General features: G+C 74.5%; 15 protein-coding genes and 1 pseudogene. 8 read left to right on the forward strand and 8 right to left on the reverse strand.

The window, feature by feature from the left end; genetic code table 11:
* The first annotated feature begins 22 nt into the window (after positions 1-22).
* Positions 23-211 carry a hypothetical protein gene (locus tag ACLBYE_RS04610; protein ID WP_447693232.1) on the forward strand — a complete coding sequence of 63 codons (189 nt, stop codon included), beginning with the start codon at positions 23-25 and terminating at the stop codon, positions 209-211.
* Positions 212-529: 318 nt separating this feature from the next.
* On the opposite strand, the gene ACLBYE_RS04615 is transcribed toward ACLBYE_RS04610, so the two are convergent.
* From ACLBYE_RS04615 to ACLBYE_RS04630, 4 genes are all read right to left on the reverse strand, one after another.
* Positions 530-688 (reverse strand): hypothetical protein, encoded by a 159-nt coding sequence (locus ACLBYE_RS04615; protein WP_447693233.1) that lies wholly within the window; start codon positions 686-688, stop codon positions 530-532.
* 35 nt (positions 689-723) lie between these two features.
* On the reverse strand, positions 724-981 hold the full coding sequence (locus ACLBYE_RS04620; protein WP_447693234.1) for a hypothetical protein: 258 nt from the start codon (positions 979-981) through the stop codon (positions 724-726).
* Between the two features lie 120 nt (positions 982-1,101).
* Entirely contained in the window at positions 1,102-1,308 is a 207-nt protein-coding gene (locus ACLBYE_RS04625) for a hypothetical protein (protein WP_447693235.1), read from the reverse strand.
* A gap of 109 nt (positions 1,309-1,417) precedes the next feature.
* Positions 1,418-1,912 (reverse strand): HD domain-containing protein, encoded by a 495-nt coding sequence (locus tag ACLBYE_RS04630; protein ID WP_447693236.1) that lies wholly within the window; start codon positions 1,910-1,912, stop codon positions 1,418-1,420.
* A 293-nt stretch (positions 1,913-2,205) separates the two neighbouring features.
* Here ACLBYE_RS04630 and ACLBYE_RS04635 point away from each other — a divergent pair, with 293 nt between their 5' ends.
* Positions 2,206-2,448 carry a hypothetical protein gene (locus ACLBYE_RS04635; protein ID WP_447693237.1) on the forward strand — a complete coding sequence of 81 codons (243 nt, stop codon included), beginning with the start codon at positions 2,206-2,208 and terminating at the stop codon, positions 2,446-2,448.
* Positions 2,449-2,525: 77 nt separating this feature from the next.
* On the opposite strand, the gene ACLBYE_RS04640 is transcribed toward ACLBYE_RS04635, so the two are convergent.
* Complete coding sequence (locus ACLBYE_RS04640; protein WP_447693238.1) at positions 2,526-2,924, reverse strand: PRC-barrel domain-containing protein; 399 nt, start codon at positions 2,922-2,924, stop codon at positions 2,526-2,528.
* Positions 2,925-3,203: 279 nt separating this feature from the next.
* On the opposite strand from ACLBYE_RS04640, the gene ACLBYE_RS04645 reads away from it, so the two are divergent.
* Positions 3,204-4,091 (forward strand): DMT family transporter, encoded by an 888-nt coding sequence (locus ACLBYE_RS04645; protein WP_447693239.1) that lies wholly within the window; start codon positions 3,204-3,206, stop codon positions 4,089-4,091.
* 30 nt (positions 4,092-4,121) lie between these two features.
* On the opposite strand, the gene ACLBYE_RS04650 is transcribed toward ACLBYE_RS04645, so the two are convergent.
* Positions 4,122-5,039: a hypothetical protein gene (locus ACLBYE_RS04650; protein WP_447693240.1), complete on the reverse strand. Its 918-nt coding sequence runs from the start codon at positions 5,037-5,039 to the stop codon at positions 4,122-4,124.
* Between the two features lie 153 nt (positions 5,040-5,192).
* Here ACLBYE_RS04650 and ACLBYE_RS04655 point away from each other — a divergent pair, with 153 nt between their 5' ends.
* The 5 genes from ACLBYE_RS04655 to ACLBYE_RS04675 all read left to right on the forward strand — a co-directional run bounded on the left by ACLBYE_RS04655 (position 5,193) and on the right by ACLBYE_RS04675 (position 9,487).
* The gene (locus tag ACLBYE_RS04655) at positions 5,193-5,756 is read left to right on the forward strand and encodes a nitroreductase family protein (RefSeq protein WP_447693241.1); all 564 of its coding nucleotides are present in this window, start codon (positions 5,193-5,195) and stop codon (positions 5,754-5,756) included.
* A gap of 11 nt (positions 5,757-5,767) precedes the next feature.
* The gene (locus ACLBYE_RS04660) at positions 5,768-6,397 is read left to right on the forward strand and encodes a flavin reductase family protein (RefSeq protein WP_447693242.1); all 630 of its coding nucleotides are present in this window, start codon (positions 5,768-5,770) and stop codon (positions 6,395-6,397) included.
* 89 nt (positions 6,398-6,486) lie between these two features.
* The gene (locus tag ACLBYE_RS04665) at positions 6,487-7,596 is read left to right on the forward strand and encodes a lytic transglycosylase domain-containing protein (protein WP_447693248.1); all 1,110 of its coding nucleotides are present in this window, start codon (positions 6,487-6,489) and stop codon (positions 7,594-7,596) included.
* Complete coding sequence (locus ACLBYE_RS04670; protein WP_447693243.1) at positions 7,593-9,104, forward strand: DUF2336 domain-containing protein; 1,512 nt, start codon at positions 7,593-7,595, stop codon at positions 9,102-9,104. The genes ACLBYE_RS04665 and ACLBYE_RS04670 overlap by 4 nt, the downstream gene beginning before the upstream one ends.
* Positions 9,105-9,157: 53 nt before the next feature.
* Positions 9,158-9,487: a hypothetical protein gene (locus tag ACLBYE_RS04675; RefSeq protein WP_447693244.1), complete on the forward strand. Its 330-nt coding sequence runs from the start codon at positions 9,158-9,160 to the stop codon at positions 9,485-9,487.
* 36 nt (positions 9,488-9,523) lie between these two features.
* Here ACLBYE_RS04675 and bcsN read toward each other — a convergent pair whose 3' ends face one another.
* Both bcsN and ACLBYE_RS04685 read right to left on the reverse strand, forming a co-directional pair.
* Positions 9,524-10,525, reverse strand: a complete 1,002-nt coding sequence (bcsN, locus tag ACLBYE_RS04680; protein WP_447693245.1) for a cellulose biosynthesis protein BcsN — start codon at positions 10,523-10,525, stop codon at positions 9,524-9,526.
* Positions 10,522-11,025, reverse strand: a pseudogene (locus ACLBYE_RS04685) (hypothetical protein); the annotation flags it as partial. The gene bcsN and the pseudogene ACLBYE_RS04685, both read right to left, overlap by 4 nt.

Below are 11,025 nucleotides of genomic sequence, written 5' to 3' on the forward strand. Positions count from 1 at the left end.
GGGATGCGGGAGGGAGGTGCCGATGAATCGAATCCTGACATCCGTCCTCGACGGCGCCGTGTGGGTCGCGGACGCGCTCGACGACATCCTCGTCGAGGCGGCTCTCGGCTTCGGCGCCGCCGTCCCGCTGATCGCCGACCCGTCCGGCGATCCGCCAACCGGCGCAACCACCGGCCCATCCGAGGCCGGCGCCCCGCCGATCCGGACTTGAGCGCCCGGGGTGCCCGGCCGTCGCCGGTGCCGTTCCAGGACGTCTCGCGACGGTCCGGATGACGGGCTTCCCCGGTCGGGCCGCGGAGACGTCGGTCTCGCCAGCCGCGCCAAGTCCCCTCTCCCGTGCGGGAGAGGGTCGGGGTGAGGGACGCGAAGGATCAGAACTGAACAGGCCGCCGATGCGCGTACAGGCCGCGACTCGTCCGGACTGTTCTCATCCCTCACCCTGTCGCTCTCCCGCACGGGAGAGGGGACCCGCGCCTCGTTCGGCACGGGCTCGCCGATCGCCCCCGTCCCAACCCGACCGGGAGCGGCTCTAGCGCTTCTGCGTGTTCGGCGCCGCTTGGTCGGTCTGCGGCTCCATCTTGGTCGAGTCGGGTTTCGTCGGCGTGTTGTTCTGCGCCTGCTTGTCGTCGCAGGCTGCGAGGCCGAGCAGCAGAAGGGCGGCCAGTGCGATGCGGGTGCGTGCCGGCATGGATCCTCCCTGTGGCGTGTGAGGGCGCGGTCCCGTCAGCGGCTGCCGGCCGGCGGCTTGGAACCGGATCCGGCATCGTTCGGGCCGGTGCTGTTCGTCGTGCCGGAGCGGCTCATCGAGCCGGTCGACGGGCCGCTCCCGGCGGCGCCAGGTGTCGATCCGGACCCCGCATCGCTCGGGCCGGTGCTGTTGGCCGTGCCCGACCGGCTGGTCGCGCTGCCGGCATTCTCGGCGGCCGTGGCGGGGATCGCGGCCGCGAGGAGGGCGGCGACGGCGAGACTCGTGACCTTCATGGCGGATCTCCCTCTCGGTCCGGCCATCGCGCTCGCGGAGCCGTCACCGGTCAGGCGGGCAACCCCAGGCCACCGCCGCTGTTCCGACCACGTCGCCGGCGGGCCCGGACGGGGGCCGGATCACGAGGCTTCCGGTGGCGCGTCCTCCCGGACCGCGGCCGGGGTGGCGGCGCGCGCCTGCTCGTCGGGCATGCGGTAGCCGCGATCCCAGGTGGCCCAGGATTCCGAATCCGTCGGATAGGGGTTGGCGGTGATCGGATCACCGCGGTCACGGGCGTGGCGCCCCTCGTCGCTTATCGCGGCGGGTGAACGGGTCGACGGCGTCATCGGCGCTTCTCCGGCACTGACATCGCCGGGTCCGGAACCGCGGCGGCCGGCGCGGGCGATGCAGGATCTACCGGACGCTCGCGCGAATGTTCCCCGCCTGGGTCGATCCTCAGCGGCCCGTGTACCCGCGCGTCGCCGCCGCCGCCTTCAGGCGCTCGAACGCCGTCGCGTAGCGCTCGCGCAGGAACGCGGCGTTGGGCGGGATCCGGGTCGGGCAGAGGTTGTCCTCGGTATCGGACATCTTGATCAGCAGCGCCGCGAGGTTGCCGGCCGCGATCAGGGCGGTGATCCGCTCGGAATAGGCGATCCGGCTCCGCGGCTTCGTGAGAAGCGTCACCGTCTCGACGATGTCCGCCTCGAAGCCGGCGGCGCGCAGGTCCGCCGCCGTGCGCGGCGTGTCCTCTAGCACATCGTGCAGGAGCGCCGCCTGCATGACTCGCATCGGGTCGATGTCGAGCCCGTCGATGAGTCGGGCGTGACCGGCCCGGGTCTGCGCGGCGTTCGCGACGCGTTCCAGGTGCCGCATGCACGGCTCGCCGCCCTTGTCGAGCTGACCCGCATGCGCCGTGAGGGCGAAGGTATGGGCATCGAAAATCGTCGGCACGCGACGGGCTCTCCAGATCGACCGGCCCGGATCGGCGCCGCACCGGCTTCCCGTTCCGGGAAGTCGGGTCCCCGCCGCGGCGTTCCCGCAGGCTCGCCCGCGAGGGCGCCCGCAGCGCGGCGCCCCGTCGCCGGATGCCGTCCCGGGGCGGGACTACCTCATTTCGTGGATGCGCAGTCTTCGCGCTCGATTCAAAAGTTCACGTTGGCAACACTATTGCTCAGCTCCCGTGGAATCGCCATCTGTTGTTCCATAATCGGACAAGCGGCGAGTCGCGCTTCAGGATCGAGACCATGACGTCCGGAACACTCGACAAGCCGCTGGATGTCGGCGGGCCGCTGAGCCGCCGGGCGGCGGCGCTGGCCAACGTCCGCTGGTTCCGCGCGCTGGCGTGGCGCGCCCTGCGCGACGGAGGCCCGCGGGCCGAGCTGCGCGCGTCCAACGCGCGGGCCGCGGCGCGGATCGTGCTGCGCCAGGCCAAGCGGGAGGCCCTCGTCGCCCGCCTCGCGCGACAGGCCCTCGACGCCTCGGTCTGAGTGCCGGGCGCCGGGTCGGCCGGGCGCTGGGCCCGGCCGCGGCGGGGCGCCTCAGCGCACGAATTCGACGCCTGAACTCAGCGCTTGAACTTGCCCTCGTACTTGAACTCCGGCGCCGCCTTCAGCTGGTCCTTGCTGGCGCCGATGATGGCCTTCCACTTCTTCGCGTCGGCATCGTAGCCCAGCGCGATCGAGCTCGGCGAGACCGCGACGTAGCGCTCGCCGAGGCCGAGGAAGCCGCCCACCGAGACGATGTAGCCGGACAGCTTCCCGTGATCGATCACGAGGTCCTTGATCTCGCCGACCGTGTTGTTCTGCGCGTCGGTCACGTTGAGGCCGATGAGGTTGTAGCTGAGCACCGCGTCCTGCGGCACGGTCTCGAATTTGGGCGCGACCGTCTGCGGCGCCTCGTTGGCGGCGAGCGCGGGCCCGGCGAGGGCGGCGGCGGCGAAGGCGGCGATGACGAGGCGGCGCATGGTGTACTCCAGTGGCCCGGTATGGGTGGTCTGAAATGGCCGCCTCGGGCGCATCGTTCCGCGGCTGCACGGAAATGTTAAAGCGCGGAACATGGAACCTTCGGCCGGCGCGCGGGCTGCGCACCGACGCCCTTCCCGAGGCTCCGGTGCGGTGAACGGGGTGGCCAACTGTATCGAAGATCGACCGGGACAGATTGCCTGGCCGCGCCCCGACCGTTCCTGGCCGAGCCTGCCCCGGCACGGCATGCCGGGACCCGCACGTATCGGGAGGGGACATCCGTGGCGGGGGGAGTGATCGAGACGACGCGCGGACCGGCGACCGGCGCCTGGGTGGACGGCCTCATCGGCGTCGCGATCTTCAGCGCGTCTCTGGTCGCGACGCGCCTCGCGCTGACCGGCATGGACGCCCTGTTCCTCAGCGCGGCCCGGGCGGCGCTCGCGGGACTCGCCGGCGCGGCCGCCCTGATGGCGCTCCGGCAGGCGCGCCCGCGCCGGAGCGACCTCCCGGCGCTCGCCATCGTGGCCGCGGGGGTCGTGGTCGGCTTCCCGCTCCTCACCGCCCTGGCGCTGCGCACGGTCGGCGCCGCGCACGGCACCGTCTTCGTCGGCCTGCTGCCCCTCGCCACCGCCCTGTTCGGCGCCCTGCGCTCGGGCGAGCGGCCGTCGCCGGTCTTCTGGCTGCTCTCGATCACCGGCGCGCTGGTCACGGTCGGCTTCGCCGCGCGGGGGCTCGACGGTCCGCCGGGTCCCGGCGACGCCTTCATGCTGGCCGCGATCCTGCTCTGCGGGCTCGGCTACGCCGAGGGCGGCGTCCTGGCCCGTCGGTTGGGCGGCTGGCAGGTGATCGCCTGGGCCACCGTCCTGTCGCTGCCCGTGAGCCTGCCCCTCGCGCTGCTGCTCCGGCCGGCCGAGCCGGCGGCGATCCCGCTGCCGGCCTGGGCGGGCTTCGGCTACGTCGCGCTGTTCAGCATGCTGATCGGCTTCGTGTTCTGGTACCGGGCCCTGGCGCGCGGCGGCATCGCGTCGGTCGGCCAGCTGCAGCTGCTGCAGCCGTTCCTGGGCCTCGGCGTGGCCGCGCTGGTCCTCGGCGAGCACATCGAGCCCGCCATGATCGCCGCCGCCCTGGCCGTGGCCGCCTGCGTGGCGCTGGCGCGGCGCTTCGCCTGAGAACGGCGCGGAGTTGTCGGCCCTGGATCGTCAGCCGGACTTCGCCACGACCTCGATGTCGCGATCGAGCCCGCTCTCGACCTTGAACTCCCGGGTGTAGACCTGTCCGTCGTGGCGGGCGATCAGCACGTAGTCGCCCTCCGCCAGGGTGACCTGCGGGAAGGCGCCGATCGCCTCGCGGATCGTGTCGCCGCCGGGGGTCAGGACCGAGAAGGCGGTGCCCGCGAAGGCCTCGGCGCCGGGGGCGGCGACGAGCTTCAGGGTCACTGTCGCGGCGCGGTGGTTGAGCGTGGCCTCCGTGACCTTGCCGTTCTCGACGCGCAGGTCCGCGCGCTGGATCGCGTTCGATTCTCCGTAGGTCGAGACGACGTGATACGTCCCCTCCGGCAGGCGCAGCAGCTCGCCGGTCTTGATGCCGGCGCGCACGAGCCGGCCCTCGGAATTGGTCCCCACCGGGACGAAGACCGAGAACATCACCTGACCGGGCGGGATCTTCTGATCGCCCACTGCGCCCGCGAGCTTCAGGGCGCCGGCGGCCACCCGCAGCGTGTCGGTCGTCGGCTGCCCGCCCATCACGATCCGCTTCGAGGCGCTGGCGAAGCCGTAGGTCACGGTCGCCACGTAGGCGCCCGGCGCGAGGGTGAAATGCGGCTCGGCCTCGGTCGAGCGGGCGACGATCGACGGCCGCGTGCCATCGCCGCGATCCTCGTAGATCCGCCACGCGAGCCCCTGGCGCAGGGCCGTGCCCGGTCCCGACAGGATCGCCGACAGGGACAGCTGCGCGTCCGGCTCGGCCGGGGGCAGGGACGGCGGCAGGTTCGGGGTGGTGATCGACGGCGAGGGCAGGCCGCCGCCGAGCCGGTTCTGGAACGGGTCCTGCTGCGCGAGCGCGGCCGGCGGGCCGGCGGCGAGCATCGCCAGCGCGGTCGCTGCAAGCCTCATGCGCATCGGTCGGCCCTTCTCTGCTCGTCTCGCCGGTCGCGACACCGGATCGTCCGGGCCTGCCTCTGACTCCCGACCGTGGCGGCGGCAAGGCCGCTCTTCCACCGGCGGCCCGCGCATGCCACATCCCGGTCGGGACGCGATACCGGGACGGAGCGCATGACCGCCACCCTCGATCTCCTGAAGACCCGCCGCTCGGTGCCGCCGGCGCTGCTGGACGAGCCCGGGCCCGACAGGGCGCAGCTGGACACCATCCTGACGGCCGCCTCCCGGGTGCCCGACCACGGCAAGCTGGCGCCCTGGCGCTTCGTCGTCATCGCCGGCGAGGCCCGGGCGAAGGTGGGCGAGGTCATCGCGGCGACCTTCGCGGCCGACAATCCCGACGCGGCGCCCGAGCGGCTCGCGCAGGAACGCGGCCGACTGACCCACGCGCCGGTCGTCGTCGCGGTGGTCTCGCGGGCGGGCCCGCACGTGAAGATCCCGGACTGGGAGCAGGTGCTCTCCGCCGGTGCCGCCACCATGAACCTCGTGATCGCCGCGAACGCCACCGGCTTCGCCACGTCCTGGCTGACCGAGTGGTTCGCCTACGACCGCCGCGTGCTCGACGCCCTCGGCCTCGCGCCCACCGAGAAGCTCGCCGGCTTCGTCCATATCGGCCGAGCGCGCGAGGTGCCCTCCGACCGGCCGCGGCCGGCCCTCGACGAGATCGTCACCTACCTCTGAAGGGACCGGCCGTGCACTACGATCTCGACCTGCCGCGCGAGTCGCGCGCCCTACCGCACAACCCGCTGAAGGCCATCGTCGCGCCGCGGCCGATCGGCTGGATCAGCGCCATGAACCGCGCGGGCGCGCTCAACCTCGCGCCCTACTCGTTCTTCAACGCCGTGGCCGACAACATGGTCGCGTTCTCCTCCTCGGGCCGGAAGGACGCGATGACCTTCGCCGAGGAGGGCCGGGAATTCGTCTGCAGTCTCGCCACCTGGGACCTGCGCGACGGGATGAACGATTCCTCGGCGCCGCTGCCGCGCGGGACGAGCGAGTTCGCCTTCGCCAACCTGGAGACCGCGCCCTCGCAGAAGGTGCGGCCGCCGCGCGTGGCCGCCTCGCCGGCGGCCCTCGAGTGCCGCTGGCTCCAGACCGTGCCGCTGGTGCCCCTCGGGGGCGGGGAGGCCGAGAACTTCCTGGTGATCGGGCAGGTGGTGTCGATCTACGTCGACGAACGTTACGTCGCGGACGGAATGGTCGATACGGCGGCGATGCACCCGATCATGCGCGGCGGGTACTTCGACTATTTCCACGCCACCGCCGACACGCGCTTCCAGATGCGCCGGCCGAAGGGCGCGGGGGAGTTCACCGGGTCCTGAAACAGGAATCGGTCGCGCGCGGCCGATTGAGGACTTGTTTACCATAGCGGGCGCAGGTTCGGGCGGTCTCCAGCACCGTGCCCGCCCGGATGTTCCTGTTCACCACGCCGTCGAGCCCACCGGAGAGCCCGCCGCCCCAGGCGCGGGCGCTGCCGGGCACGCCCGCCTCCGGGCCGGTGGTCCAGGCCATCCGCGACGGGGCGACGGCGAGCGGCGTCGGGTTCGACTATCTCCTCGCCACGGCGCGGCGCGAATCCGCCCTCGATCCCGCCGCCAAGGCCGGCACCTCCTCGGCCACCGGCCTGTTCCAGTTCATCGAGCAGACCTGGCTCGGCGTGATGAAGAATGCCGGGCCGCGGCTCGGCCTGCAGGCGCAGGCCGACGCGATCACCCGGCAGTCGGACGGTACCTACACGGTTCCCGATGCGGGCCAGCGGCAGGCGATCCTCGACCTGCGCCGCGATCCCAAGATCTCCGCGACGCTGGCCGGCGCGCTGACCCAGCAGAACGCCGACGCCCTCGCGGGCGCCCTCGGCCGCGAGCCGACCGCGGGCGATCTCTACGCGGCCCACGTGCTGGGCGCGAAGGGCGCGGCCGCCCTGATCTCGACCGCCCGCGCCTTCCCCGAGCGCGCTGCCGCCCTCGACCTGCCGGAGGCGGCCGGCGCCAACCGGGCGCTGTTCTACGACCGCGCCGGCCGGCCGCGGAGCGCCGCCGAACTCTATGCCAGCCTCTCGGCGGCGGCCCAGGGCGCCGCCGCCACCGACCTGACCGGCCTGCGCCAGGACGGCGCCGCGGCGCCGCAGGCCGTCTCGGCCTACGCCAGCGCGGCGACCGCGTTCGGCGGGACCTCGGACCTGCGCAGCCTGTTCCAGACGGACCAGCGCGGCGCGGCCTCCGACGCCGCGGCCCGGCTCTGGCAGGCGCGCAACAGCGCCGCGCCGGTGCAGCACGCGGCGCCGACCTATTTCCCGCGCTCCGACGCCGAGCCGCCGCCGCGCGTCGCCGTCGCGGAGCCCGCCGTCACGGGTGCCGTCACGGGTGCCGTCACGGGCGCGACGACCGAAACGGCGGTGACGCCGCCGGGCGCCGCCCTCCTCAGTCCGCCGCTGCCGCCCCGCCGACCCGCGGAACTCGCGGCCGCGGCGTCCATGTCCGGCAGCAGGACCAGCCTGTTCGCCCCCCGGAGCGGTCGATGATCATCCGCGACTTTCTGGCCTGGACGCAGGACGCCTCGGCCGAGCGCCGGGCCGAGGCGACCGCGACGCTGGCCCGGACCTACCTGTACGGCGACCTGGGCGCCAACGCGGCCTGGGAGGCCAAGACCGCGCTGCTCGCGCTCCTCGACGACCCGTCGCCCCTGGTGCGCCGGGCGCTCGCCGAGACCTGCGCGGCCTCGGCGCGGGCGCCGCGCCCGCTGGTCGTCGCCCTGTCCTCCGACGTTCCCGAGGTGGCGCGGCCGGTGCTCGCGCGCTCGCCGGTCCTCACCGACGCCGACCTTGTGGACGCGGCCGCCCTCGGCGACGAGGCCACCCGCGCGGTGATCGCCGCCCGGCACCACCTCTCGCACGCGGTCGCGGGCGCCCTGGCGGAGATCGGCGAGACCGACACGCTGGTCGTACTCGCGGCCAATCCGACGGCGAAGATCACCGCGGGCCGGATGCTGCGCATGATAGAGCGCCGCGGCGACGAGGCCGCCCTGCGCGAGGCGCTCCTCGCCCGCGCCGACCTGCCGCCGGAGGTGCGCCACGCCCTCGGGATCGCGGTGGCGCGGGCGCTCACCGACTTCGTCACCGACCGCGCCTGGCTCGGCGCCGAGCGCCTGGACCGGATGAGCCGCGAGGCCGGCGAGCGCGTCGCGCTCGAGGCCTGCGAGGGCTTCGGCGCGGCCGCCGTGACGCGACTGGTGACGCACCTGCGCGCGACCCGGCAGCTGACCGCGGGCCTGATCCTGCGCGCCGTGCTCTCGGGCCGGACGGACTTCGCGCTCGCCGCCCTGGCCGACCTGTCGGGGCAGGATCACGCCGGGGTCGCCCGGGCCATGCGCGACCCGCGCCTGTTCGCGGACCTGCACGACCGCGCCGGGCTGCCCGAAGCGCTCCTGCCGGCGATGCAGGCGGCGCTCTCCGCCTGGCAGGATCTCGCCCGCGCGGCGGCCCCGGTCCGGGGCACCGGCCTGTCGCGGCGCCTCATCGAATCCGCCATCGGAGCCTGCGGCGACCTGTCGGATCCGGACATGCACCCGGTCGTCACGCTGCTCAACCGCTACGAGGCCGAGGCGGCCCGCGACGAGGCGCGCGAGGTGGCCCGCGCCATCGCCGCCCAGGCGCTGGCGCGCGAGACCGCCCGCCGGGAAGCCGAGGCCGCCGACGCCGCGTGGCGCGCCGCCCTGGAGAGCCAGCGCCGAACGGCCTTCGCGGAGGAGAGCGATACGGCGACCCCTGTCGTCGTGGCGATCGCCGAAGCCGAGGACGGGCCTGCCGAGGCCGAGCCCGTCAACCCGGTGGGCGCGATCCTCGACGCGCTGCCCGAGCAGATCCTAGCTTGGTACCGGCCCGAGGAGGTCGACCCGGAGGTCCAGGCCGCGACCGACCTCGTGCTCGACGGTCTGGGCGACAGCATCCTCGATCATTTCCGAGCCAGCCGGGACCCCGCCGGGCCGGAGCCGGCCGCGAGCGAGGATAAGCCGGAGCGGATCGCCGCCTGATTGCCGCCTGGATCCGCCAAGCCTCGCCGCTCGGGGGAGCGATGGCTTCGGACATGTCCCGATATCGCCGGCTGCCGGGCGAGGAGCCGCGCTACGTCCTGGCGGAGGCGCGGACGCTGATCGCGGAGCGTGCCTACCTGTTCAGCCTCTACGCGGTCGACGTGGTCGCCTCAGACGGGCTGACCGGCCGACACGTTCTCGCCGTGCCGGTCGCGATCAGCGCGGTCTCGATCACGGTGGGCCTCGTCCTGACCGAGGCGGATTCCCGCAGGACCGAGGCGGGCGATCTCGCTGGCGTGGCGTCCCTCGCCCAGGCCGTGCAGGGCGGATACCGGCACTTCCGCACCTTTCCGGCGAACGAGCTCGGGCGTTTCGTGCTCTGACGGCGCAGATCCGGCACGGGCCCCCAGGCCCGAATCTCAGTTCGGCGGCCGATAGGCCTCCGGCGGCAGGTCGCGGAAGAAGGTCTCGCCGGGGGCCTGCCCCGGCGCCGGCTTGGGCGCGATCCCGCTGCCGCTCCCCTCGGTGATGTAGCGCTGGCCGCCCGGTTCCGGCAGCACCGGCGCGGGGGTCTGGGGGGTCGGCGGCACGATGTAGCGCTTCTGATCCGGCGCCCCGGCGCTCGGGGACGGTGCCGGCGGCGCGACGGGCGGTGCCGGGGGCGGTACGACGGGCGGCGTGACGGGCGACGCCACGGGCACCTGCGGCGGTGACGCGGCCGGCATCCGCACCGGCGGAACCTCGTCTCGGCGTACCTCGGCCGCGGCCGGCCGGCTCGGGCGGCGGACGGCGGCCCGCGGCGCGACCCGACGCTGCGGGACGCGCGCGACAACCGGCGGGGGGCGGGTGCCGGGCAGGGCGATCCGGAGGCCCTCCACCGCCCGCACGAGGTCGCCGAGGCTCGCCTCGGCGGTCCGGCACAGCCGGATCCGCAGGGAGATCGCGCGGCGCGCGAGCGGCTCCGCCTGGAACAGGGCGGGCGGCTGTCCGCCGGCGGAAGCGGCGCCGCGTCCGCCCTCGATCCACTGCCACGCGTAGAGGCAGTCGGCGCCGAGCGCGATGCCAACCGGGCCGTAGGCGTTCCGCAGCGGCGGCCGCACCGTCATCGCCTGCCCGGGAAACCGGACGGCGATCTCCCCCGCGATCCCGAACTCGCTGGGCTTAGCCAGCCGCGGCGGGAAGGCGAGGAGCAGGTCGGCGGTCTCCCGGCGCAGGGCGATCTCGGCGTGGTTGCGACCATCGCCGCCGGCATAGCGCAGCCGCTGGTCGAACCCGTCGCGCTCGCGCGTCTCGATCACCGCGGTCAGCGTCCCGGCGCCGGGCAGGGTCAGGACCGGGACCGTCTGCGCCCGCGCGACGGCGGGCAGCAGGAGACTCGCCAGGGCGCAGAGCCGGGCCGTGCGGATCGCCGCGCGCCTCACGGGGTCGTCCGCTCGGTCGTGGCGGAGGTGTCGTAGGCCGAGCGCGCGGGCAGCTGGAACCGCTTCGCCTCGGAATTCTCGGGTCGCCCGCGCTCCGCCTGCTGGTCCTGCCACAGGGTCCCGGCGGCGGGCGGCGACAGGAATTCGGGCTTGTCGACGCCGCGATAATCCGGAAGCAGGGCGTAGCCGAACCGCTCGTACGGCATCGGGCCCGCGCCGGGCACGCGCCGGGCCACCAGGGGCGGCGCCGGGGTCGCGGGCTCGCGGGCGTAGGTCCCCGCGGGAACGGGCTCCGCCAGGACCCGCACGAGCCCCGGCGGCGGGTAGCGGAGCGCGTTCTCCATGGAGACCGCCAGGGGAAACTCGTTGCGCTGCACGGCGAGGGGCTTGGCGTCCGCGCCGGCCGGCGGCAGGTCCGGCCGCGGCACCCGGTTGATCGGCGGCGTCTCGACCCGCGCCGCGGGCGCGGCGTGCCGACCGGGCGCGGGCCCGGCGGCGGC

This window comes from Methylobacterium sp. A52T (assembly GCF_053346095.1).